Annotated in this window: 21 protein-coding genes; 11 read left to right on the forward strand and 10 right to left on the reverse strand. The window is 61.8% G+C overall.

Annotated elements, in window-relative coordinates; translation table 11 throughout:
- The first annotated feature begins 387 nt into the window (after nucleotides 1-387).
- Both NKI68_RS18555 and NKI68_RS18560 read left to right on the forward strand, forming a co-directional pair.
- Nucleotides 388-1,245: a ParA family protein gene (locus NKI68_RS18555; RefSeq protein ID WP_254546785.1), complete on the forward strand. Its 858-nt coding sequence runs from the start codon at nucleotides 388-390 to the stop codon at nucleotides 1,243-1,245.
- Entirely contained in the window at nucleotides 1,245-1,679 is a 435-nt protein-coding gene (locus tag NKI68_RS18560) for a DUF7970 domain-containing protein (RefSeq protein ID WP_254546786.1), read from the forward strand. Before NKI68_RS18555 ends, NKI68_RS18560 begins: the two co-directional genes overlap by 1 nt.
- Nucleotides 1,680-2,161: 482 nt before the next feature.
- Here NKI68_RS18560 and NKI68_RS18565 read toward each other — a convergent pair whose 3' ends face one another.
- Nucleotides 2,162-2,986 (reverse strand): transposase, encoded by an 825-nt coding sequence (locus tag NKI68_RS18565; RefSeq protein WP_254546787.1) that lies wholly within the window; start codon nucleotides 2,984-2,986, stop codon nucleotides 2,162-2,164.
- A 620-nt stretch (nucleotides 2,987-3,606) separates the two neighbouring features.
- On the opposite strand from NKI68_RS18565, the gene NKI68_RS24045 reads away from it, so the two are divergent.
- Nucleotides 3,607-3,669 (forward strand): hypothetical protein, encoded by a 63-nt coding sequence (locus NKI68_RS24045; RefSeq protein WP_497007290.1) that lies wholly within the window; start codon nucleotides 3,607-3,609, stop codon nucleotides 3,667-3,669.
- Nucleotides 3,670-3,783: 114 nt separating this feature from the next.
- On the opposite strand, the gene NKI68_RS18570 is transcribed toward NKI68_RS24045, so the two are convergent.
- Nucleotides 3,784-4,890 (reverse strand): tellurite resistance/C4-dicarboxylate transporter family protein, encoded by a 1,107-nt coding sequence (locus NKI68_RS18570; RefSeq protein WP_438267821.1) that lies wholly within the window; start codon nucleotides 4,888-4,890, stop codon nucleotides 3,784-3,786.
- A gap of 53 nt (nucleotides 4,891-4,943) precedes the next feature.
- A complete protein-coding gene (locus tag NKI68_RS18575) occupies nucleotides 4,944-6,476 on the reverse strand; it encodes a molybdopterin-dependent oxidoreductase (protein WP_254546789.1) in 1,533 nt (510 codons plus the stop codon).
- Nucleotides 6,477-7,282: 806 nt separating this feature from the next.
- Here NKI68_RS18575 and NKI68_RS18580 point away from each other — a divergent pair.
- From NKI68_RS18580 to NKI68_RS18600, 4 genes are all read left to right on the forward strand, one after another.
- The gene (locus NKI68_RS18580) at nucleotides 7,283-9,175 is read left to right on the forward strand and encodes a chloride channel protein (protein ID WP_254546790.1); all 1,893 of its coding nucleotides are present in this window, start codon (nucleotides 7,283-7,285) and stop codon (nucleotides 9,173-9,175) included.
- A 44-nt stretch (nucleotides 9,176-9,219) separates the two neighbouring features.
- Nucleotides 9,220-9,672, forward strand: coding sequence for a universal stress protein (locus tag NKI68_RS18585; RefSeq protein ID WP_254546791.1), 453 nt, complete (start codon nucleotides 9,220-9,222; stop codon nucleotides 9,670-9,672).
- A 173-nt stretch (nucleotides 9,673-9,845) separates the two neighbouring features.
- Nucleotides 9,846-10,082, forward strand: a complete 237-nt coding sequence (locus NKI68_RS18590; protein ID WP_254546792.1) for a hypothetical protein — start codon at nucleotides 9,846-9,848, stop codon at nucleotides 10,080-10,082.
- 447 nt (nucleotides 10,083-10,529) lie between these two features.
- Entirely contained in the window at nucleotides 10,530-11,885 is a 1,356-nt protein-coding gene (locus NKI68_RS18600; RefSeq protein ID WP_254546794.1) for a TIGR00341 family protein, read from the forward strand.
- A 146-nt stretch (nucleotides 11,886-12,031) separates the two neighbouring features.
- Here the strand turns inward: NKI68_RS18600 and NKI68_RS18605 are convergent, their stop codons facing one another.
- A complete protein-coding gene (locus NKI68_RS18605; protein ID WP_254546795.1) occupies nucleotides 12,032-13,099 on the reverse strand; it encodes a DUF7972 family membrane protein in 1,068 nt (355 codons plus the stop codon).
- A 234-nt stretch (nucleotides 13,100-13,333) separates the two neighbouring features.
- Here NKI68_RS18605 and NKI68_RS18610 point away from each other — a divergent pair, with 234 nt between their 5' ends.
- Nucleotides 13,334-14,671 (forward strand): MFS transporter, encoded by a 1,338-nt coding sequence (locus NKI68_RS18610; protein WP_254546796.1) that lies wholly within the window; start codon nucleotides 13,334-13,336, stop codon nucleotides 14,669-14,671.
- A gap of 79 nt (nucleotides 14,672-14,750) precedes the next feature.
- On the opposite strand, the gene NKI68_RS18615 is transcribed toward NKI68_RS18610, so the two are convergent.
- Nucleotides 14,751-15,197, reverse strand: coding sequence for a universal stress protein (locus NKI68_RS18615; protein ID WP_254546797.1), 447 nt, complete (start codon nucleotides 15,195-15,197; stop codon nucleotides 14,751-14,753).
- 168 nt (nucleotides 15,198-15,365) lie between these two features.
- On the opposite strand from NKI68_RS18615, the gene NKI68_RS18620 reads away from it, so the two are divergent.
- On the forward strand, nucleotides 15,366-15,800 hold the full coding sequence (locus tag NKI68_RS18620; RefSeq protein ID WP_254546798.1) for a universal stress protein: 435 nt from the start codon (nucleotides 15,366-15,368) through the stop codon (nucleotides 15,798-15,800).
- Nucleotides 15,801-15,908: 108 nt separating this feature from the next.
- Here the strand turns inward: NKI68_RS18620 and NKI68_RS18625 are convergent, their stop codons facing one another.
- The 4 genes from NKI68_RS18625 to NKI68_RS18640 form a co-directional block, all read right to left on the reverse strand.
- Entirely contained in the window at nucleotides 15,909-17,276 is a 1,368-nt protein-coding gene (locus NKI68_RS18625; protein WP_254546799.1) for an APC family permease, read from the reverse strand.
- A gap of 715 nt (nucleotides 17,277-17,991) precedes the next feature.
- Nucleotides 17,992-18,992 (reverse strand): IS630 family transposase gene (locus NKI68_RS18630; protein WP_438267817.1). Its coding sequence is split into 2 segments (ribosomal slippage): nucleotides 17,992-18,017 and nucleotides 18,017-18,992, totalling 1,002 coding nucleotides; the frame shifts between segments, so codons are not numbered across the junction.
- Nucleotides 18,993-19,244: 252 nt separating this feature from the next.
- Complete coding sequence (locus NKI68_RS18635; RefSeq protein WP_254546801.1) at nucleotides 19,245-20,567, reverse strand: aminotransferase family protein; 1,323 nt, start codon at nucleotides 20,565-20,567, stop codon at nucleotides 19,245-19,247.
- Between the two features lie 155 nt (nucleotides 20,568-20,722).
- Complete coding sequence (locus NKI68_RS18640; RefSeq protein WP_254547067.1) at nucleotides 20,723-21,205, reverse strand: Lrp/AsnC family transcriptional regulator; 483 nt, start codon at nucleotides 21,203-21,205, stop codon at nucleotides 20,723-20,725.
- A 229-nt stretch (nucleotides 21,206-21,434) separates the two neighbouring features.
- On the opposite strand from NKI68_RS18640, the gene NKI68_RS18645 reads away from it, so the two are divergent.
- Nucleotides 21,435-22,835: an APC family permease gene (locus NKI68_RS18645; RefSeq protein WP_254546802.1), complete on the forward strand. Its 1,401-nt coding sequence runs from the start codon at nucleotides 21,435-21,437 to the stop codon at nucleotides 22,833-22,835.
- A gap of 33 nt (nucleotides 22,836-22,868) precedes the next feature.
- Here the strand turns inward: NKI68_RS18645 and NKI68_RS18650 are convergent, their stop codons facing one another.
- Nucleotides 22,869-23,762, reverse strand: a complete 894-nt coding sequence (locus NKI68_RS18650) for an aldo/keto reductase (RefSeq protein WP_254546803.1) — start codon at nucleotides 23,760-23,762, stop codon at nucleotides 22,869-22,871.
- 682 nt (nucleotides 23,763-24,444) lie between these two features.
- On the opposite strand from NKI68_RS18650, the gene NKI68_RS23635 reads away from it, so the two are divergent.
- On the forward strand, nucleotides 24,445-24,567 hold the full coding sequence (locus NKI68_RS23635; protein ID WP_256562706.1) for a hypothetical protein: 123 nt from the start codon (nucleotides 24,445-24,447) through the stop codon (nucleotides 24,565-24,567).

A 24,567-nucleotide genomic window follows, 5' to 3' on the forward strand; every position in this document is an offset into this window, starting at 1 on the left:
CGTCAGCAGGCGATACAGACGCAGAATATCACCCGCGATATATCTGTTAGGTATAGTTGATGAGTATAGCCACCTAGTATAGTCGCCAATTATAGCCATCTAGTATATCCGAAACCCTCCAGTTATGCTCCTTCGGGGCGCGCACGTACCGTATCGAGGGCGTCGCACTCGACGGTGGGGTCTCCGCCGAGGTCCTGCCGCCCGAGACGTCATAATCGACGGTGTACAGTCGCCGGAGGCGGTAGCGGTCGGCGGGACTCGGACGTTACCAGTGAGGAGTATAGTTAGATAGTATAGATATATACTATAGTTCAGCACAATAGTCGTATCTCGTAGCGACATTGTCTGACTTAAGCTTATATCACTACTTCTCGACAGTCACACGTGATGCTCACCTACACCCCCGTTTCGGAGGCGGGCGGCGTCGGAAAGACGACGACGGCCGCGACGCTCGCGGCGAGTCACGCGCGCGCGGGTCACGACGTCCTCGCGATCGACATGGACACGCAAAACGGGAGCCTCACGTATTTCTTCGGTCCCGACTACGACCGCGGCGACCCGACCGTCGATAATCTCGTCCGTCACCTGGTCGGGCGTCCGAAAGGTGACTTTCACGATCTCGCTCTCGAAGTCGAAGGCGGGATCGATCTGATCCCGTCGCACAACATGCTCGAGGACCTCCACGAGTTCCTCCTCAACGAGAAGGACCAGGCCGAGAACTTCGGGGAGTCCTACAGCATGTACCACCAGCTCCACCGCGTCCTCCGCGAGGCGAACGTCCGCGACGAGTACGACGTGGTGATCGTCGATTCGGCCGGGAAGGCGGGCCCGATCCTCTACAACGCGCTGGTCGCGGTCAGGAACGTCGTCATCCCGTTCGAGGCGACGGCGAAGGGCCAGGAATCGATCGAAGGGCTGGACGACCTCGTCGACGGACTGGAACAGAGTATCGACGTCGACGTCGGCGTACTGGCGATCGTGCCGATCGGATACAGGGACACGCGCGATCAGCGAGAGATCCTCGGGAACCTGCGCGAGAGCGGATTCCCGGTACCGGTGGTCGTCGGCGAGCGCGGTTCGCTGATGGAGGGTAGCTGGAAGCAACAGTGCAGCCCATACGCCTACGTCGAGGACCACCGCGAGCGAAAACGCGACTACGAACTCGAGACGCTCGACCAGTTCGACGAACTCGCCCGGCATCTCGAACGCGAAGCGGGCCTGGACACGCCGGAGGTGGTGGCGTAATGGGGCTCAAGTCCGGTTCGCGGGACGCCGGTTTCGACGAATCTGCGGACGACACAGAGCGATCCACACGGGAGACGGACGGGGCAAAGCCGGAACGAGAGACGGCCGCCGAGTCGTCGCCTACCGGTAGGAGTGGAGGGGACGCGAACCCCGCGTCCGGTTCCGAAACCGGGGCGCAGCGCCCCACGATGGACTCGATTCCGTACAAACTCCGCCGCGAGAAGGTAAACGAAGGGCGCGAACAGGTTCCGTACTTCCTTCGAGAGGAGATCATCGACGCCGAGGCCGATCTTCGGGATACGCTCGAAGCGCTGCTCGGCGAGGACGTCTACAAGTCGGATTATCGGGAGGCCGCGATGGTCGTCGCGCAGCGTAATCCAGAACTCATCGCCGAGGTCCTCCGCGAGTGGGGATACGACCTCGACGCTACTTGACCGAGGTCCACTGGAAGGCTCCAGAGGGGGAGTCGTCCAGGCCCGGAACTCGCCGTCTTTTCGCCGTTCGTCCCCCGGGGCGACCAAGTCCCCACCGGTGATCCCCTCCTGCGGGCCCGCGGTCGGCCTCCGAGTTCGCTTACGCCGGCCACTCCGTTTTCGGTACCCCCGATCCTACCGCGTGCGTGATTTCGCCGCCCCCTCCCGAACCGGATCACGTCTTCCACTCCTCGAAGGACCGTTCCGCTAGGCGCTCTACCGCGAACGTATTATACGCTTTCCGCCCTCGTCCCAGTCGATTCGGCCAGAGAGTCAGTCCCTCACGGCCGGTCATGAGACATGAACCACATTCACCAGCTATAGCGTATCGCTATACTATACAACTATACTCTATCGCCGTGACTGTCGTCCGACGCTCATCGGACGGGGGGAGGAGATCGCGGATCGAATTGCTCTATTGAAAATGCGGTACGGCAGTGGGGTCATAGCTTCTTGGTCATCTTCTTGATGTTGTGGATCGCAAACATCAGGACGATTTCACGGAACTGGCGGTACCAGAACCGCGAACGCAGGGCGGAGTCCTGCGTTCGCTTGGTCGTTGAATAGGACGTTTCTGCCATCCAGCGCTGCGTGTACCCGGTCAACTGGTTGAGCGTGTTGTGTGCGACAGCCATCGGTGTCGATCCGCGGTGGTGAACACGGTACTCGAGATCGTATGCGGAGAGCTCGTATTCGGTGTGCCAGTCTTGAAAGCCGTTGTCGGCGACCACGGCCCGCAGGTCGTCCGCGTTCCGGCGGACGACCCGCGGGCCAGCCTGTGTGTCGGGTTCACGCTCGATACAGCAGTGCACGTCCAGCACCGCGAGCGATGCTGTATCGGTCAGTGTCGTCGCTTTGATCGTCGTGACGGTGCGCCCGCGTCGCTGGAGGTAGTACTGGGAGGCTTGCTTGCGTTCGAAGAACGTGCTGTCGAGCGCGACGTGGCCAGACTGGCGGAGTTGCTGCGCGGACGCGCGCAGCAACGCCCGCCAGACGTACATCGCATACCGATCCAGTGAGTAGTAGAATGTCGTTGGATCGGGGAGCGCGTCCGGATGTAGTCCGAGGAGGTCACACACCGCAGGCATAAGACTGAGGCGATCGACGAGTTCGGTGAAGGTGTGACCCTCTTCCTTGCGAAGACAGTGGGCGACGATGTGAGCCTCGCGGGGAAGCCCGCCAGAGGCGGGCCTCCCCGCTCGATTCCCTAACGCTTGTTTAGCTACGCGGAGTACGTTCTGGACGAAGTCGAGGAGTGCGATTGCCATATCCACCTTCTCGACTTCATCTTCTCAAACTCTTCCGGAGTGATCCCGACGCTGTCTGTCGTTTTCAATAGAGCAGATCGAATAGAAATCCTAGCTGTAGTTACCAGTCATATCTCACGGCTATAATATATAGCTATAACAGAGGGTGGACCGGTGAGGTTGTTATCCGGCAGGGCAGTCCCCATCTACACAGGACGCTACTCCCATCGCGGACGGCGTCGGGGGTCGCTTCGAGTACCGACCGGACGGATCGTGGTAATTATCTGCGTCGATGCTGCGGAAGCGGATCGAGGCCCCGTCAGGATCGTCATTCCGGGGGATCAGCCCGCGTATCGACACGGAAACGTGCGAGAACGCCGACGTCCGGTAGAGAAAACGCGTAGTTCGACCGCTGTACGGTCTGAAGTCGGAATGTTCCGAGACTATAAATCTTATGTCGCTATATCAAGTGTTGGGTTCGGGGGGCACACAGGTTCGGAGGATAGGCCGTTTTTGAGCCAAATTTCGCGGAGTATAGATGCTATCTGGCAGTGAGGAGCCGCATTTGAACGCTTTGGACAATTGACCATCGCAGAGGCGGTGGACGCAGTCGAACAGACGCGCCCGGCCGATTCGTCGACATCGTCACGCACGAACGACACGGGCCACCGTCGTCGTACCTCTATCAAACCGTGGATCGGTGAATCGGTTCGTCGAGATCTCGGATCACGGACGGGCCCCTGTGGCGGATACGGTACTCGCGTGAGCATCGAATCGACCGACTGAGGGGTTCTCCAACGTGGGCGGTGCGTTGCGATTCACCCGAGGTTTGCCCGCGACCACTCCAACGCTTTGCGGAGAAGCCCAACGCCTACGACCACCCACGCAGCGAGTGCGATGTACACAAAGACTCGAGGGAGTATGTGAAGTATTCCGATCCCCGCTTCGCTCGCGAGGCGGGACGTACTCACTGTGTACATCCCGAGCGGGAAGACCATCCCCCAGTACCGTGGGTCGTACCCCTCTGGGCGATGCGGCAGTGCGATTCCGCTGACGGCGTGTCGCCAGATACCGAGTGCGACGAGCAACGGGATCCACCACGTGGCCGTCGCCCAGAAGAAGAACGTGAACCCGAGGAGGAACGGACGAATCTCGGTGATGAACGGCCACGACGGCCCGAGCTGGAGGAGCAACGCGCCCGCCAGCGTCGTGATCGCGACGGCGCCCATGTTGATCCAGTACGGCGGCGTCGCGGACGCCGGGCGGAACGCGAAGAACGTCATCCGGTAGAACACCAGCGTGAACAGTACTAGGTAGAACCCGCCGCCGATCAGGTACAGGACGAGTGCCACCAGGCTGACATTCTCGAGCACCGACGGATACTGCGGAGCGAGCAACGCGGTGAGCACGGCCACGGACTGCGTGGCGACCACGGCGAGAAACCAGCCGCCGTCGAGCGTCTCCTCGATGGGATCGTCGACGTCCCTGATCGTCAATCCCACGAACACGGTGTACGTGAGAACGAACCAGAGACCGCCTGCGAAGACCAGTAGCGCCGTCGCGGCGGGAATCGACTGCTCGAAGACGACGAACTGACTCCCGAGTATGCTGGTCGCTGCGACGGCGGTGAACGATCCGACCGCCCGGTCCGGCGAGACGAGGTCGTGAAGCGCCGATCCGAGGGCGCGGCCGATCCGCGCCACCGTGAGGACGCCGATACCTACGTACGCGACAGTATTGACCACGAACAGTGCCCGACCGATCCGCTCGAACCCGACGAGAGACGCACCGATGGAGACGATGCCGGTCGCCATGACGAGCGCGAAGTAGAGCGGATCCCAGTACTCCAGAAGTCCGAGTACGTCCCCGACACGGCTGGCACTGTCGACGGGCGACTCGCCGGGGTCGTCCGGATCAGTGCTCATTGAAAGACTGGAGGCCCGACGCCGACGCGAGAGCGGAGACGGCCATCGGCGTCTCAGATGTCCGCGCTGTTCGGGTAGTAGTGGAGGACGTCGTCGCGCCACCCGCCCTTCCCCTTGCCGATGTCCTCGAAGTCCTCGACGAACTCGATGCGGGTTACCCACTTCGCCATCTTGTACCCGAGCTGACTCTCGATGCGGAGCCGGTAGGGAGCGCCGTGGGCCACGGGAAGGTCGCCGTCGTTCATCTCGTAGGCGAGGATCGACCGGGGTTCCCGGGCCTTGTCCATCCGGATGGCCTCGTAGTAGAACTCCGGGACGTCCTCGGCCTTCTCCTCGAAGGGACCGTCCTCGGAGTACTCCCACTTCTCGTCGAGCGTCCAGAAGACGAGCCACTCCGCGTCCTCCGTCGGCTCACACCGGTCCACGATGGCCGACAACGGGACGCCGCCCCACTTGGCGTAGTACGTCCAGCCCTGGATGCAGTCGTGGCGGGTGACGTGTTCTTGCTTGTCCATCTCCCTGATTTCCTCGTTGGTCAGGTCGAGTTCGTTCCCGACGAGCCCGTCGACCGTGATCGTCCAGTCATCGAAGTCGTTCTCGTAGTGGGCGCGGTACTCGTCGTTACGTGGCGGCTTGCCGTTGACCCGTGCGAAGTTCGACACCTCCGGCCGATCGTCGCCGTCGTAGAACGAGACGTGGTGGAACAGCCCCTTCAACAGCGGGTCGACGCCGATCTCCAGCAGGTTCTGGGTGAAGTACGGACGCTTCAGGGTGATCCACGTCGCGAATCCCGCGAACCCGAAGACGATCGCGACACCCAGCACGGTGAGCGCGATGGTCAGGTCGGTCGAGGCCGCCTCGCTCCCGAGGACGATCTTCCCCATCTCGGACCAGAACCCGTGGGCCGCGACCAGGGCGACGTGACCGAACAGGAAGACGTTGAACGCGACGAACCCGATGAAGTGGATGCTCCGGTTGAGCTGTCGGTTCCAGCCGAACCAGTCCGGCCAGTGCGCCCGGAAGGCCGGTGCCTGAAGGAGGCCGGTGACGATCATCACCGGCGACAGTACGAAAATGACACCGAAGTACGTGAGTTGCTGGAGCGCGTTATAGCCAGCGGCGTGGGGGACCTGTAGTTGCGCGTACGTCACCAGCGCGTTCCACGCCTGCGGGAAGATGTCGAGCGACGTCGGAACGAGGCGCATCCACTCGCCCGAGATGAAGAGCCCCCCGACGTAGAGGAGTCCGCAGAGGGTCCATCCGAGCGCACCCCAGAAGTGCCAGTGGCGACCCATCCCGATGGCATCGCGACCGGGAAGCGAGATGAGCGCCGACGGCGGATCGATCTCGTCTTCGGCCGCCCAGAGGTCCTCGTCCTCGATGACGTCCTTGTCGAAGTCGGTCCCGCGCTTCCGGTCGCCGGTGCGGAGCCACTCGTCCCCCGGCTCGGCGTCGTCCGACCAGTAGAGCTTGGGATGACTCATGAGGATCTCGTACCCGCTGCGGAATAGCAGGATGACGAAGAAGAAGTTGAACCAGTGTGTGATCCGAAGCCACCACGGATACGAGAGCGGGCCGGTCACCATACGTGCCCTCTCGCGTCGGCAGGCTGTTAAACCTACACACGAACGTGTTCGGCATGGTCCGCACGGTCGAGCGAAACCGTCGTCGGATCTCGGTCACCCACTCGGCGGCAGCGCCGGTGGCGGGGACCGCCTCGACGACCGCGGGACGAGTTCGTCCAGCGATCCCATCCTTCTAGCGTCCCGACCTAGCCATCGCGCCGAGGCATCTCCCGATCGAGTCGAACGTCGACTCGCTAGGGGATGAGAGCGACCTCGGTGAGGGTATCGAAACGCACCACGTTGCCCCCGTCGATCATCGGGTGGCGAACGCTCGACGTCGAGCCACCGGTGAGACGTCGGTCGACGATGGGACTCGGCCCTTCGTCGTCGCCTACTCGAGGAGCGACTTCGGTCGCGTGGCGATCCCAATCCGACACCTCCACGGGAGGTGTGTGAACGAACTGCGGATTCCTACGCGCTGGAAAGATACCGAAGTACGGAGTTTTGGGCGCAAAGCATCGGCTTCAGGACGGAGAGGATGGCCCCCCGGTTCGCACGGATCCGGCGGGCGCAGAACTGATAACGTATCTGATAATACGAGTCCCGACGTCAGTTCAACACTACCCCCAGCGAATTAAGAGAGCTGATTAGCGTTTCTGACTAATTGACATTGGTAATACAATTCGATAGAGACAAGGGGCCATCACCGCGATAGGAGAAGTAATAGAATGGCGGCGACGAACCTCCGACCGACAGAATCAGGCTCGCGTGACTCCCCCGACGGGTTTCGAATAGGGTACGTTTCCGTCCTCGCCGGCGTCATAGGCGTGGCTGCGGCCGTGATCGCATACCTCATCTACCACTTCATCGGTCTTCTCTACAACCTCTTCTTCTACCAGCGGGTCGCGTTCGAGTTCGTCGAACCCACCGAATCGGCGGGGAGCGTCCTCGTCGCATCGGACGGCACCGTGAACTCGCTTCTGTTTCCGCCGAGCGGTCCGCCACTCTGGATCGTCCTCGTCCCGGCGCTGGGTGGTCTCATCGCCGGGGTGATGGCGCAGTACGGCTCGCGACGGATCATCGGTCACGGTATCCCCGAAGCGATGGAGGCCGTCTGGAGTAACGACAGCAGAGTCCGTCCACGGATACTCGTTTTGAAGCCGATCTCCGCCGCGATCGCCATCGGTACCGGCGCGCCGTTCGGTGTCGAGGGGCCGATCATCCAGAGTGGGGGCGCGATGGGATCCGTCTTCGGTCAGTGGATCAGTACGACGGTGGCCGAACGTAAGGTGCTCCTTGCGTGCGGGGCGGCCGCGGGGATGGCGGCGACGTTCAACACGCCGCTCGCGGGAATTCTCGTCGCGATCGAACTCCTCGTCTTCGAGTTTCAGGCCCGGTCCTTCGTTCCGATCAGCATCGCGAGCCTGATCGCGACTGGTGCTCGCCGCCCGCTCATCGGCGTCGGACCGATGTTCCACGTCGATGAGATCACCGCCGAACTCTTTCCGAACCTACCCTACCTCGTCGCGCTCGGCATCGTCATCGGCGGCGCTGCGATCCTCTTCAAGGACGGCTACTTCTCCGCCGAGAGGTACATCCATCGGATTCCGGTCAACGACGTCCTCCTGCCGGCGATCGGAGGCCTCATTTTCGGCGTGATGGGACTGCTCGTGCCCCGGACGTTCGGCGTGGGCTACGGGGTCGCCGAAGAGATCCTCAACAACGAGCTGGCCGTCGGCCTCGTCTTCGTCGTCATGCTCTTCAAGGTGGTCGGCGTCTACGTCACCCTCGGTTCGAAAACGTCGGGGGGATTCCTCGCGCCGGTGTTCGTCGCAGGGGCAGCCATCGGAAGCGTGTTCGCCCACGGCGTGAACGCCCTCCTCCCCGGGGTGACGATCCCCGTCACACTGTTCGCGTTGGCGGGACTCGGAACGCTGTTTGGCGTCGTGAGCAACGCCACGTTCGGCTTCACGCTGTTCGCCATCGAGGTGACTGGGCAGTACGAGGCGATCCTCCCCGTGTTCCTCGTCGGGGTCGTCGCCGACGCGGTTGCCACGCTCTATATGGATTCGGACCTGATGACCGCCGAGTTGTCAGACCGGGGGATCGACGTCAACCAGGACTACGAGGTCGACGTCCTGAAGCGGTTCAACGCGGGGGAGGTGATGGACGAGAAGCCGGCGATCCTGAATCCGGGCGTGACCGTCGCGCAGTTAGCGGCAACCATCGCTGAAACCGAGAACGCCACGTCCCAATCGCCGATCGCCAACGGCGGACTCGAACAGGCGGTCGACGAGTCCGGTGCGATCGCGGACGCAGAGCCACTCGAGTTGGCGGAAGATCCCGAGCGGACGATCCACGACGGCTTTCCGATCGTCGATTCGGGCGGTGCGTTAGAGAGCATCATCACCTACGGCGACCTCGTAAGGGCGATCGCTCGAGATCACGGGGATCGAACGGTCGGCGAACTGGGAACGAGTGACCTCGTCGTCGGCCATCCCGACGAACGGTTGTTCGACGCCGTCGTCAGAATGGCGGATCACGATATCGAGCAGTTGCCGATCGTCCCCCGAGACGACGAGACGACACTCGTCGGATGGCTCGATTCACAGGATCTGATGACGTCCGCCCTCCGGAAGCTAGAAGAAGAGCAGATACGCGAGGAGGGACGTCTCAGCGGATACGTACGCACGATAACGGACTACCGACGAGAGTCGTGACGGTGGGGCCGTCGTTGAAGTGACTCCGCAGGCTACGGTTCGACATGTACGACGACATCCTCGTTCCGACCGATGGCAGCGACGAAGTAGCGACAGCACTCACCCAAGCGTTCGAACTCGCGAGCACCTACGACGCGACCGTCCACGCCCTGTACGTCGTCGACGACAACCGTGGCAGTTCGGGGCTGATGGGGATCAATGATTCAGATCCGCTCGAACCACTCCAGCGACGGGGCCAAACGGCAGTCGAAGACATCGCCAAGAACGCGAGAGATGTAGGGGTTTCTGTCACGACCGCTGTTCGGCGACAGACTCCCCACGAAGGCATTCGGATCTATGCGGACGAACGGGACGTCGATCTCATCGTTATGAGTTCGCGTGGCAACTCGGGTATCAGTCGCGCCCTGTTCGGAAGCGTGACGGAGCGCGTCCTTCGAACCACCGAGCGCCCCGTGTTGGTCGTCAGCCGTACGAACGCCATCGAAGCGAGCGAGTGATCCGTCCACTCGACGGACTCGAATAAGCACGGGCGGGAACGACGCCCCGTTTTTATCACCCTACTCGAGGAGCGAGACGTGCGGTCCGAGCGTATGTGGGTTGTCCACGTAGTCGCAACCAGCCCTCACGGCCAGGGGTATTACTACTTCGTCGTTCGTGAGTCGAGACCACGATGAAACGACCGTCGGTCGGTTTCGACATAGGCACGTACGTAGCGTTTCACTTCGCGATTCTCGGTGTGCTCTCGTGGTTTACCGGGTTCGGGTTTCTGCTTCCGAGCCTCGGACCGTCGATATTTCTGTTCGCGACGTTGCCTGACGACGAGATGAATTTCCCCCAGCGGATAATCGAGGGCCAGTTCATCGGAGTGATTTCGGGGATCGTCGCATTCCAGTTACTCGTCGCCTAACCGATAGTCGGAGAACCGATTCCGCCGCGTTCCCTCCGGGGGCTTCTCCAGGTATGTGCCACGTTCCTCGCCGCGATACTCACGACCGCAGGGATGTTCGCTACCGGGTTCGACCACCCTCCAGCGTACGCCACCACGCTCATCATCTCTCTCGGGTTCGTCGATGATCTCAAGGGGGCGGTCGCGTTCTTCCTGGCGGTTCTAATCGTAGCTGGGGCTCACAAACTGTTCGGAAAGCAACTCTCGGTATGGGACCTCCCGTATCAACGCGGGTCGTAAGTAACCGAGTTCCACACGGGGAACTCGGCTGAAAGTGGAAACCCGCCCCCGATACGTTACCATCGTACGGTCAGTCGACCCGCCGAATTGAGCGCACAGGTGAGAATCGAATCCTCTGTCCGAGGATAGGTCATAAAGTGTTATCATCGGAGTTGAACATGATGTACTATGCGTCTCGTCCAGATACGGGTCAGAAACGAATCTCAGGAGAGCGTCCTCGGCGTGCTCGATGACGCAGACGCGGACTACGTTATCGCCGACGAGGCGGCGGGTAACGAGTCGTCGATCATCTACTTTCCACTCCCGGATGGCGCGGTCGACGAGATGCTGGATCGACTTCGAAGCGACGGGCTCGAGGATGACGCATTCACCATCGTTACCGAGATCGAGACTGCGACGACGCCCGGCCTCGACGAACTCGAAGGGCGCTACACCCAGGGTCCCGATGACGAGGTCGGCCTCTCGCATGCGGAACTGCGGACGAAGGCCCGAGAGCTGACCCCCCAGCGATCGATGTTCGTTCTCTTCGCTGCGGTCAGTTCCATCGTCGCGGCTGCCGGTCTCCTGCTCAACTCCGCGATCGTGATCACCGGGGCGATGGTGATATCCCCGTTTGCCGGGTCGTCACTTTCCGCAAGTGTCGGCGCGGTCATCGGTGACTACGAGTCGATAATCGACAGCTTCGAGTCACAGTTACTCGGACTCGTGGTTGCCATCGCCGGGGCGGTCGTTGCAGGGTTCGTATTCAGATGGGGGTATCTCGTGCCACCGACGATCGCCGTCGAGAACATCGGACAGGTCAGCAGTTTCAGCGCACCCGCCGTACTCACGCTCACGATCGCAGTTTTCGCTGGCGGCGCGGGCGCGCTCGCGTTGGCGACTGATCTCCCGGTCTCGATCGCCGGCGTGGCGGTCGCTGCCGCGATCGTCCCGGCCGCTGCCGCCGTGGGTCTCGGCGTCGTTTGGCGGCAACCGCTGTTGGCGCTCGGCGCACTCGCTTTGCTCCTCATAAACGTCGTCCTGATCAATCTCACCGCGTATCTGGCTCTGTGGGCGTTCGGCTATCGATCGTCCAGTTCGAACGAGCTCCGTAACGCTGTTTCGTTCGACCGTCGAACGGTCGCTGGGATCCTCGGTGCCGCCGTGGTCGGGATTCTCATCGTGGGCGTCCTCATCAGCACCTATCAGTATTTCATCTTCACTCAGACGGTTAATCGGAACGTCAACGACGTATTGACACAGTCGGAATACTCACGGCTGGAGCTCGAGCGAGCACACGCCGCCTACGGAGGGGCGTCGTTGGTCGGCGATCAACGACCCGCATCGATCACCGTCGTCGTCAGCCGTTCCTCCGGCGAGCGGTATCCGAGGCTGTCTCGTACGCTACAACGACGAATCGTCGAGGACACGAACCGGGCGGTCACCGTACAGGTTCGCTTTCTCGATTATCAACGGACGGATCCCACTCGAAATCGGCGACGCGTGTCCAGTCGGCCGCGCTATCGGGGTGCGACCACTGTGTGACCGTTCACGGGACGTTCCGTATGATTACTCGAACCATCGTCCCTCTCGAACCCCGAGGTCGTCTCTCTCTGCGTTCGATCAGCGTCGTACCGCCGGTCGAATTTCGGGGACGATCGGTGGGCAGAGCGCTGTACTCCCGCGTCGCGTCACTTCTCCGCCTGAATCTCGCTCGACGCTTCGTTTCGGACGCCCTCAACCTGCTTGGTCTCCCGGAGGATGAAGGGTCCGATCGCGAGCGTTCGCTTCATGACGGTGAGGACGCGGAGGAGGTAGGCGAGCAGTACGGCGAACGGAACGAGCGTGAGTACGTACAGCGCACTGACGACGAGGTAGGCGGTGCTGACGCCGAACGTCGTGCCAGCGAGTTTCGCAGCGTCGAACTCGAGCATCATGTAGCCCGCGAGCGCGAGGGTCGGTAGCGCGCCGTAGAGCACTCCTCGTGAGATATTGATGATCTCCCACTGGACGTAGAGCGTCTTGAAGTGCTCGCGTGCAGGGCCGAAGAACCGTAGCGACGTTATCAGCCCCTCGAACGCCTCGTCCGCCTCCTCGGGAAGCGATCCGTCGTACTTGTCGCGAAGGGTCCGAGCGGTGAACACCTTCCACGAGTAGTTATAATCAAGTACGGGAAGCAGCGTCTGAAACGATCCGAACGTCGCGTCCTCTAGTTCGTCACTGATCTTCTGACTGTGCTCGACGAGACCACGTGCATAGTCGGTGACTTCTTCCAATTGCCCCGGGTTCGAGCTCTCTGCAACCGCGTCTTCGAGTGCTCTCGCGTACGTATCCGCCGTTTCGATGAGCGTCCGCAGGAACCGAGACGGCTGTGCCGGACTCACCCCGATGCCCGCGGTCTCCTCTACCTCCTCTCGAAACCCGGTTTCGTTCGACATGCGTTCGCGCTGTTCGCCGAGTGGACCGATCTCTTCGGCGAGCACGAACTGGGAGATCGAGAGGACGAGCGTGACACTCGTTACGATCGCGATGACCATCGATCCGAATAACGAACCGATCGCACTGCTCGTCACGAGTTTTTGGGGGGAACTAGGGCCGAAGACGTGCACGAGGAGCAGAATCGCATACGTGACCGCGAGTATAATACCGGTAACGAGCCATCGGTTCGCGCTAATCAGGAACCAGATCTTGACACGGGTCTCACCGACCCGCTCTCGCATCGTGTCGGCCGGCCGTGAGATCGTCTCTGTGTCACTCATCGGGCACCGGTCGTACTCCAGCCTGTACGTTAAACCGATCGAATCGGGACCCTCGCCGCAGTCTATCGATCAGACGATCGTCGAACTGGCGACAGCGCGAGCGTGGCGTTCCCCGTTTTGCCCTCCAGAGTATCAAGCCGCCTCCATGGCGTGTCTCGGAGACGTCGTCGAGAACGAGCGTTTCGGGATCGATTTCGCATGATACATACCGGGAGCGTCCGCCACCCTTAGACGATGGACGAACACGGTCAGCTAACGAATAAACACGGTGTCACAGGTACGCCGAACCGGGGGCTGCTCATGGCTACGCTCGGGTTCTTTGCCGGACTCACTACGATCGTCTTCTACGGTGCGGCCGGACCGATACTGGAGGAGCATCTCACCCTCCCCGGAATACTCCACGGACTGTTGTTGGGTTCGCCCCATCTCAGCAAGGCGGTTCTCCGGATTCCGTTCGGAGCGTGGGTGGACGAGGTCGGGGGAAAGAAGCCACTCCTTATCCTCTTGGCGTTGACGATCGTCGGAACGGGGGGACTCGTCGTCACGTTGTTTCTAACCTACCCTGAGGACTTCGACATGAGCCTCTACCCACTTCTGGTACTCTTCGGATTTCTCGCCGGAGCTGGCGGTGCGACGTTCTCCGTCGGTATCACGCAGACGTCCTACTGGTATCCGAGTAACAAGCAGGGTTTCGCACTCGGTGCGTTCGCCGGCGTCGGAAACATCGGCCCCGGGATGGTGGTGTACGTTCTTCCGGTACTGATCGGAATCTGGGGCTTGACGATGGCGTACTCGACGTGGTTGGTGTTCCTCATCGTCGTCACCGTCGTGTATGCGTTGTTCGCCGTGGATCCGTATTTCTTCCAGCTCCGCAAGAAGGGAAAGGACGACGCCGAAGCGAGGCAGACCGCTACCGAACTCGGCCAGGATATCTTCCCCTCGGGGGGGACGTGGGACTCGCTGCGAACGTCCGCGTCGAATCGACGAACGTGGATCCTCGTGTTCCTGTACACCGTCTCCTTCGGCGGTGGATTCACCTCACTGTCCGCCTGGTTTCCCACGTACTGGGATCTGTTCCACGAGTTGACGCTCGCCAACGCCGGTCTCTTGGCGGGGGTCTTCATCGTCTATGGGTCGCTCATCAGAGTGCCGGCAGGAAGCGTCAGCGACCGATTCGGCGGTGAGAACGTGACGATCGTCAGTTTCGGCATCATGGCGGTCGGCGGCGCGATCATGACGAGTGCGACCGGGTTCTGGCCAGCCATCGTGGGGATGATGGTACTCGGGACGGGGATGGGGATCGCCAACGCGGCGGTGTTCGAGCTCGTCCCGAAATTCGTCCCGGAAGCCGTCGGAGGAGCCTCGGGGTGGATCAGCGGTATCGGTGGCGCCGGGACGCTCGTCATCCTTCCCGCCCTGGGTCTCTTCGTGGACGTGTATGGCGAAATCGGCTACGCGTGGGGGTTCTCCCTCTTCGTCGCCCTCAGCGTCATCTGCGTGGGGGTCGCGGTCGCGCTGAAACTGTTCGTCCCTGAACCCGAAGCGTCCGCCGACGATACTGCTCTACACTGAGAGCCCTGCGGGGCGGTCGCGTATCACCTCCCGATGGTCGATTCGGAGTGGAGGCGGGGACGGAATCGACGTGACGCTCCTACTTCTCGGGTTCTCGATGTACGGTCAGAACCGGGATCTCCGAGTGTCGAACTACGTCTTCGGTCACACTTCCCCACAGTGCCCGTTTGACTCCCGTTCTTCCGTGAGTCCCCATGACGATCAAGTCGATCCCGTGATCGTTAGCATACGCGAGGATGTCCTCGTGGGGGTTGCCCCGCCGAACGGCGGTCTCCGTCTCGACATCGCCCTCTCTGGCCCGATCAGCGATCGCATCCGTCGTCCGGTGACCCTGTTCTTCGAGTGCGTTCAGGAGGTTGTCCAGCCCACTGAATCCCTCCGCTGTACCGGACACGGAGACGGGCTGGTCGACGATGAAGAGTACGTGAAGCGTTGCGTCGTGTGTTCTGGCGAGACCGAGCGCCATCTCCACCGCTGGCCTGGCCGCGTCACTTCCGTCGGTTGGAACGAGTATTCGGTCGAACATACCCTGGGACACTCCTCCGGGTGCTAGCTCGTGGCGAGTAATAACGTTAGCTACGATCCACCGCCCGACAGAGCTGTAACCTGCGGTGGGAACGCTTATCGGCAGTCGCGGAGGATGCGAGATAACAGACCACAAGGGTTAGGCCAGACGGGTCGGTAACACCATGGCATGTACGACTCAGTGCTCCTCGCGACAGACGGAAGCGGGGATCGACGAGCCATACGGCACGCGTTGGATCTCGCCGAGCAGCACGCTGCTACCGTCCACGTACTCTACGTCATCGACATCGTTCAGAGTGGACCCGGAATCATCGGGCGCACGCGGGCTACGTCAACTCGGTCAACGCTTCGTGATGAGGGTCAAGAAGCACTGAGGGCGATCAGAACGGCCGCACGGCGGCGCGGCATATCGGTCGTAACTGAGATCCGTGAGGGGATACCGACCCGGGAGATCCGAGCCTACGGGGACGAAGCGGGCGTCGATCTACTGATTCTCAGCCCCCACGGACGGACTGGCTTCGATCGATTGCTCCAGGGAAGCGTCACGGAGCAGGTTCTACGCCGAACGGACCAGCCCGTTCTCGCGATTCAGAAGGGGACGTAGAGAGCCCGCACTGAAAACGGCTGATACCGAAACGGGCGCTCTGAAAGATAGTCACTCGACAGTGAAGATGGCCGAAAGCCAGCCCGTAGAGCGGATCACCACTCGCAGTCAGTCGACTGTTTCGCCAGTGTGCGAGTCCAGGAAGGGGATCTCCTCTTCGATGATCTCCCGCTCGAAGTAAAGGAGTTCTGCGAGAAACACCACGACGGCGATGATGAGCACCAAGTAGAACGTGCGTCGTTCAGCGGCGTAGAGGTGATAGAACATCAGGACGAAGAAGAGCGTGGCCCCGACCGTGCCGACGGCCGGCCAGACGGCGGTGATCTGATCGACATCCCGCTGCGTGAACGCGAGAAGACTCATCGCGCCGAATACGACGATGAAGGAAAGTGACGCGAAGGAAGTGATGGCCGAGAGACTCCCGTAAGCGGTGAATATCGCGGTAATCACCCCGATGAGGAGCAACGTCTGCGAAGGAACGCCACTTGCGCTCGAATCCCCCGTACGATCTGGGAGCAAGTCGTTCGAGAGCATCCCCTTGGCGAAGTAGCCCGCGGAGAACAGAGTCGCGTTGATCGCGCTCCCAGTCGAAAACAGCGCCGACAGCGAGAGGACAATAGCACCCGTGCTCGCCAGTCCGACGACGCCCGCGATCGTCGCGGCAGCGTCGGTCAGTGCAGTATGCGGATGACTCTGGATCGCCGCCGGTGCGAGATTGTAGGTCGTCAATGCGACGATGACGTAGATGAACACGGCGGTCGGGATGGCGATATACACTGCCCTCGGGATCTCATCGAGAGGATTCGCCATGCTCTCTTGGTCGTAGAACAGCAACTGCCAGCCCTGAAAGGCGACGAAGGAGATGGCCGCTGCCATGATCGGACTGAACGACGTAAGCCGGGTAAGTCCGAGCTGAACGGGTGCAGGAGAGACGACCAATGCGTAGAGGATACCTCCAATACCGAACAGTACGAGTACGAGTACCTTCGCCACGACAAGGACGTTCTCCGCCTCGCCGGTCGCACGCGCTCCGAGCAAATTTAGTCCGACGAAGCCGGCGATCGCGAGGACGGAGATGACCGGCCGCAGGGAAAGTCCTGCGAGCGACACGGGAACGACGGGAAGCGCGATGGCGAACTCCGCGAACGCGAACGCGTACATCGCCATCGACCCGATATATCCGACGAGCAACGTCCAGCCGACCATCCCGGCGAGCGTCGAGTTGCCCGTGAACGACTGGACGAACGTCACCGACCCGCCGCCAGTATCGTCGGTACCGTCGGTGACGAGTTCGTTCAAACCGATATACGAATACCCCGCACACACCGCGACGACACCCGCAAGAAGGAATGCAAACCATGTCGCAGCGCCCGTTATCTGGGTAACGACGCCCAAAACGGCGTAGATCCCACCGCCGATCATCCCGCCAAGTGCGATTGACACCGCCTCTGTTAGCCCGAAGTTTCCATCACTCATGACCCACCTTGGAGTAGCTGCTGGAGTACTGTATAAGTGGTCACGGCGACGGACGTCGGTCTCCAACGTGACGTACCAGGATAGCACCGTTCGCTCCCGAAGCCACTGACGTTCGGTACTTTGCCGCCTGCGCAGCGATAGCTCCGAGCGCCGTCTGCCATCCGCCACTCTTTACCGACGGTAAGTGGTACAGTGTATCACATCAGCCCCTCAAGCCATATCGGCGATACGAAGACCGCATTTTGTGATGCGGTTCTATCCACAATCGAATCGAACGATTCGGAAATCAACCATGTATCGATTCACCGGTTCGCTACCCCCGGTCGGTGTCCCAGCGTCCGTTGACGGGGGAAACGGTCCTTCGGACGATGCCGGGCGCAAAACGATGGCGATACGCCCAAACAGAATCTGTGCAATATTTAACCCCGGAGGGATATCATTGCATCCCGTAATGGAGTATATTAGTGACGATTGGGCTATCTACGGTCTAGTCATCATCCTAACGATTGCAGGGATCAATGGACTGGCAAATGCCCAACAGAGTTTACAGCACGCGGGGGTGGGGCAGGCAGTTCTGAATACGACCGCTGGAGTCCTCCTCCTCGCGCTCGTAGCCGGGATCGTGTGGTTCCGGTAGATCTGCTGTCTCGTGAACCGCGCTTGAACCCCCAACCGGCGTACTCGACGGAAAATCATGCTGACCCTATAGTAGTGATCAGAGATAATTGCTCATTTTTGGATTGAGAGTTGGTCGAGAGCGGTATCGATCACTGTTGTAAGCTCGTCGAGCGAGTCAAAGAAACGATTGCTGAGAGCCGCTTGCAGCTGTCTCCAGCATTCCTCGACAGGGTTCAGCTCCGGCGAATACGCTGGTAACGTCACGAAGGCGAGGTCGTCATGGGCCGCCAGGTCCGTGACGACCGACGCCTGAAAATATGGCGCTCCATCCAACACGACGATCAAGTCATTTTCGAATTCTTCGCATAATGCTAAAATGAAATGTTTCGCGTGTTCGGTCGTGACGTCCTCGGTGAATCGAGAGAAAAAGCGATCACCGTCCTCGGTGATCGCGCCCAGTAAACACGTCCAGTCGCGTTGGTCTGAAAGTTCGACGGAGGGTCGCGTGCCGCGCAGAAACCACGCGGTACGCGGCTTGACTTGCACGGGTTTCTTGGTCTGATCGATACAGACTACGGTGGCGTCCATCTCCCGCCGCTTTTTTTTGAGCTCGTCGTGGAACGCTTCTTGCTCGTCTTCGTCGGCTTCGTCGGCTGACCGGCGCGGTTTCTGATAGCTCAATCCCGCTTCTTTCAGCAGCCGCCGACAACTTGGGATTGAATACTCGACGCCGTACGTTTCTTCGAGATACTCTTGGACGAGCGCCGGCGTCCACGCCGGCGCGTCGGTCCCGACCTCTTCAGGTGGTTCGTGAACGATTTCTTCGAATTCTTCTTGCTGTGTTTCTGAGGGTTTTCTCTTCCTTCCAGTTTGTTTATCGTCAGAAACGGCTTGCTCACGCGACTCGTCGGTGTCGAGTCGCTTGAGCCAACTGTAGATCGTCCGCCGTTGAACGTCGTACCACTCGGCTAGCTCGGTCTGCGTTACACCGTTCTTGCACGCGATGGCTGCTAAGAGCCGTTGTGTCGGCTTCTTTCCGTCCACGTTGTCGAGAGCGTCTTGCAATTCCTCAACGGAGATCTCGTCGAGATGATTCACTATCTCTTGTAACAGTCTACGAGCAAAAAGTTCTAACGGATACTATAGTCGCAAACGAGTACTCCCTGTTCTCCCTCGATCCGTTTCGACTCGACCGGTTCGGCGATCGTTCGCCGGACTTCGAGTTCAGGAGCATCAGCGCGGGTGGGAACTGGTCGGCGAGTTCGTAGATCTCTCACTCCCCGGTATCTCGGAATCCCTTCTCGAGCGAGTCGAAAGACGATCTACGGAGGGCGACGGATTAGTCGCTTCTCAATCGTCGAAGGTTTCGGTGATGGCGTCGTCGAGGACCGCCAGCCCCCGTTCGAGGTCGTCCCGCCCCGCGATCAGGGGCGGCGAGAGGATGAGCTGGAACGCCGGCCGCCCGCCGCCGACGAGCACCCCCCGTTCGCGAGCGGCCGCGATCACGTCGCTGACCGGGTTCTCCCCCTCCTCGACGCGCGGATCGTGAAACGGCTCGCCGGTGTCGGGGTCGGCGAACTCGACGCCCCAGAGGAACCCGCGCCCCCGGACCGCACTCACCACCTCGTGGTCGGCTTCGATGGTTCGGAGGCCGTCGCGCAGGACCGGCTCGAGCGCCCGGACGTTCTCGATGACGCCGTCGGCGTACTCGTCGATGGCGGCGACGCCCGCAGCACAGGCGATCGGGTGGCCGGCGAAGGTCTGGCCGAGGTCGAACCCCTCCCGCTCGACGAACGCCGCCAGTTCGGGACTGATGGCTACGCCGGCCAGCGGCGAGTACGCGCCCGTAACGCCCTTCGCGAACGTCAGCAGGTCCGGTTCGACGCCCTCGGTGCCGATGCCGAACCAGTCGCCGCACCGACCGAAGCCGGTGATGACCTCATCCGAGATCAGCAGGATCTCGTACTCGTCGCAGAGGTCCCGGACGCGCTCGAAGTACCCCGGCGGGGCGGGAAACGCCCCGCTGGTCCCGGCGATCGGTTCGGTGAGGATCGCGGCGATCGACTCCGGGCCCTCGTTGCGGACGACGAACTCGAGGTGTTCGCCCGCCCGACGGGCGAGTTCCTCCGGGTCGTCGGTGTCGAACGCCCGCGGGAGCGGGGGGAGGAACTTGCCCACGCCGGAGGTCGCCGCGTGGCGCTCGAGCGTCGCGCGCGTCGCCGGATCGCCCGTCAGGCTCCCCGCGCCGTAGGTGCCGCCGTGGTAGGAGCGCCACCGGGTGAGTACTTTCGGGGCGTCCTGGTAGGCCCGGGCGAGTTGGATCGCGATCTCGTTGGCTTCGCTCCCCGAGACGGAGAAGAAGGTGTGAGAGAGGTCCCCCGGCGTAATGTCGGCCAATCGGTCGGCGAGTTTCTCGCGGATGGGCGACTGTTTGGCGGAGGAGACGTAGGGGATTCGCCGCGCCTGCTCGGCCATCGCCTCGATCACGGCCTCGTTGTCGTGGCCGAGGTTCGCACAGTACAACTGCGAGCAGAAGTCGAGGTATTCGCGCCCCTCGTCGTCCCACACCCGCACGCCCTCACCCTCCGTCACGGTCATACCGTCGCTCTTCGGGTCGTACCAGTGGGGAATGCTCGTCACCTCGGCCCGCGCCGTCGGTTCCTGTCGTGACATGGGGCGATAGTCCGCCTCCGAGCACATAAGTGTTGATTGGACTGTGTCCAAGTCTCCTCGAAGTCCTTCGATTTAGTCCAGGGGGACGCCGTCCGGAGTCAGCGCGGGCGGACGTCGTTCCCGCGTTCGGGGAACGACGATGGTCGATGAACCGCTCAGAGTAGCAGGTCGAGGAGCGTCTCTAGCTCGTAGTCGGCCACCGCGTTCGACTCGCTCTTCACGGTACTGATGACGAACGTGGAGCTAGTTCGCTGGATCTCGTCGGTCGCCTCGAACCGTTCGACCAAGCGTTCCACTTGCTGTCGCGAGGAGAGGTGGGAGACGACGACGAAGTCGGTATCGCCGAGCGTGAAGTACACCTGGTTCACCCCTTCGATCTCGCTGAGCTTTTCGCCGACTGACTCGTGATACCCCTCCTTAAACTCGGCCCACACCTCCGAGATGAGCGTTATCGAGAGCCCGATCTTATCCAGATCGACGTCGAGCAGGTCGTTCGTTATTACCCCCTTCTCCTCGAGCCGCTGTATCCGGTAGTGAACCGTCGATTTCGGAATGCCGGACACCTCGGCGATCGCGTCCGGACTCCCCGTTTTCTGCTTCGCGATCGCGCTCAGAATCCGGATATCTTTCTCGTCGATGGACACAGTTCGATCCTCCTCGTGTCGTTCGTTCTCCGGTAGAAAAGCGTTGTTGCTGTTACGTACACCGGTCAGGACGCCGGAAGAGAACCTCCCGCTGAACGGGATTCCGCCGTCCTCGTCTCTGATTCCGAGGAACCGGTACGAAACGGTTCGGACCACGTCCAACTTTTATCGAACCAGTCGAACTTGATTAAATTTATATTGCACGGGGGTTGGTTCCGTACGTATGAGTGGTGAGGGATCACGTGGCAACCTGGAACGGGTACTGACGAAACGGGACGTCTTCGTCCTGGCGTTCGGAGCGATGATCGGTTGGGGATGGATCATCCAGTCCGGCTACTGGATCGACGAGGGGGGCGTCGGCGGATCGATACTCGCCTTCGTCCTGGGCGGGGTGATGGTGTCCGTGGTCGGCCTCATCTACGGCGAACTGGCGTCCGCGATGCCGTACGTCGGCGGCGAACACGTCTACAGCCTGCGGGCGCTCGGGCCGATCGGCTCGTTCGCGTGTACCTGGGCGCTCGTACTGGGGTACGTCGGGGTCGTCGTCTTCGAGGTCGTCGCGTTGCCGTCCGCGCTCGCGTACGTCGTCCCGGGTTTCAACGCGGTCCACCTCTGGACCGTCGCCGGGAACCCCGTCTACGCGACCTGGGTGCTCGTCGGAGGCGTCGGGGCGATCGTGATGACGTATCTGAACTATCGCGGCGTTCGCCCTGCGGCGCAGTTCCAGACGCTACTCGCGGTCGTGATCGGGCTGGCGGGGGTCACGCTGGTCGCCGGCGCGGTCCTGAACGGTACCTCGCCGTCCGGGCCGCCGTTCGGCGGGGCCGGGATGGCCGGCGTGTTCACGGTCGCCATCATGACGCCGTTCATGTTCGTCGGCTTCGACGTGATCCCGCAGGCGGCGGGCGAGGCCGACGTCTCGCCGCGGACGCTCGGACTCCTGATCCCGATCGCGGTCGGCTTCGCCGCGCTGTTTTACATCGGCGTCATCTGGGCGTCCGGCCAGTCGATGACGGGCTCGCAACTCGTCGAGAGCCCACTGCCGGCCGCCGCGGCGATGGAGAGCCTGTTCGGCAGTCGGCTCGTCGGCCGCGTCATGGCGATTGCGGGCATCGCGGGGATCCTCACGAGCTGGAACTCGTTCATGCTCGGCGCGAGCCGCGCCGTGTACGCGCTCGCCGAGTCGGAGATGCTGCCCCGGCCGCTGAGCGAACTCCACCCCGAGTACAACACGCCCGCGAACGCCCTCCTCCTCATCGGGGGGATCTCGGTGTTCTCGCCGATGTTCGGCGAACAGATGTTGATCTGGATCGTGAACGCGGGCGGGTTCGGGCTCGTCTCCGCCTGGGTCCTGGTCGTCGTCTCGTTCTTCGTGCTCCGCCGGCGCGAACCCGACATGGACCGGCCGCTCGAACTCCCCTTCGGCCGCGCTCTCGGCGCGCTCGCGCTCGCGTTGACGCTGTTCTTCGTCGGACTCTATCTCCCCGGCGCGCCGTCGGCGCTCTCGTGGCCCTTCGAGTGGGGCATCGTCCTCCTCTGGACCGTCCTCGGCGTCGGCCTGTACGTCTTCTCGAGGGGGTCTCGCTCGCGCGCGGGGACCGGTGTCGAAGAGGTCGACGGCTGATCGTTAGGCGTCGACGTTCCGGTCGGAGCCGCCTCAGGGGCTCGGGACCGGCGTGTCCCGCTCGCGAGCCGCCTCGACGAGCGCCCGCTGCTCTTCGTCGCTCATCTCCTCGTAGTTCGACGCGGCCGCCGCGATCGCGGGCACCAGTTCGGGGTCGCCCGCGTTCGTGACGGTGGTCAGCCCCCGCGAGAGCGCGAACCGCAGGCACGCCTCGATCTCCTCGCGCGTGTCGTAGGGTTCGTACCACGTGTCGTAGGGCCGTTCGGATTCGGGGAGATTCGCGGGCCACGGCGCTTTCGCGAACGCCTTGATGCCGAGCGTACCGACCCCCTGCTCCCGGGCGAGGTCGAGGACGGCCCCGTAATCGTACTCGGGACCGTCCTTGCTCAGCAGGGTGTAGTTCAGCGGGAACATCACCGTCTCGAGTTCGTCGATGCGTTTCATCGCGGTCCGGATGAGGCTCGGATCGCCGTGACTGGTGAGGCCGATGTGGTCGATGAGCCCCTCCCGCTTGGCGTCCCTGAACGCCGCGAGGGCACCCGGATCGGGTCCGTTCGCACCCTCGCCCTCGCCGACGATGGTCTCCAGTTCGTCGTATCGCGTGACCGCGTGGAACTGGTAGAGATCGATCGAGTCGGTCCCGAGACGATCGAGCGACCGGTGGAGTTCGCCCCAGGCACCGTTGTACGTACGCTCCTGGGTCTTACAGCCGAGGAAGATCTCGTCGCGATGCGCGTCGAGCGACGGCGCGAGCTTCAGTTCCGCGTCGCCGTACGTGGGCGCGACGTCGACGTGGTTGACGCCCTCGTCGAGGAGGTCCTCGACCATCGCGTTCGCCTCGTCCTGTTCGACGTAGTTCAGCGCGATAGCGCCGAACGTGAGGACGGAACTGTCGTGACCGGTGTTCCCGAGCGGGCGCGTTTCCATGCTGGTATCGCTCGGAGCGGACGGATAACTCTTCGCCCATCTCGCTCCGAGAGGCGACTTCTCGGGGAGAGACTCCGTGGAGCGCGAGGCGACGACCTCGACACGGACCTGGCTACCGACTCTCGTCGAGCGACAGGTAACCCGTGGCGGCCCGTCTCAGTGTCCGCCTGGTTCCTGTTTCGCCCTCGAGCCGCGTTAGTAGTACACGAGTGTCAGAAGTAACTACTCGCTGTGTACGCGAAGTCGAGCGACGTGGTGTCCGTTACCCTGGAAGGATCGACGGTGAACCGTGACTCATCGGGGGGGATGTAATTCTTGAGGCGCTGTTGAAACCCTATCAGTCGACGCCTCGTCGCTGGAACAGCCGTTACGTCGGTGTGCGAATCTATCGAACACGCGGGGATGAACTTCGAGCACGTACGTCACACGACTCGGATGAGAACGTGGGCAATTAGCTGAATTGAGGCGCTAAGCCCCCTTCCTCAGCGAGCGCCGACCGAACGGGAGGCGCGAGCAGGGAGGGGATACAGCGTCCCCAGAACGCTTCGCGTTCTGGTGTGCGGACGAGACGCGGAACGTCTCGTCAACGCCGCACGGTTCTCATACACTCTACGATGGCAGGCCCACTGGCCCACAACATTCTATCGGTATCTTTATCGAGTATCGTGTGTATCATACTTGTGTGGTAACGCGCAAGAACATCACCGTCCGCGACGACCAAGAGGAGTGGATTCAGGAGAACCACCTGAATCTCTCTCGTTTCGTCCAAGACAAATTGGACGAACTCATCGGGGAACGCGAGTAG

The organism is Halomarina pelagica (genome assembly GCF_024228315.1).
In the GTDB taxonomy this organism is placed as follows: Archaea; Halobacteriota; Halobacteria; order Halobacteriales; family Haloarculaceae; genus Halomarina; species Halomarina pelagica.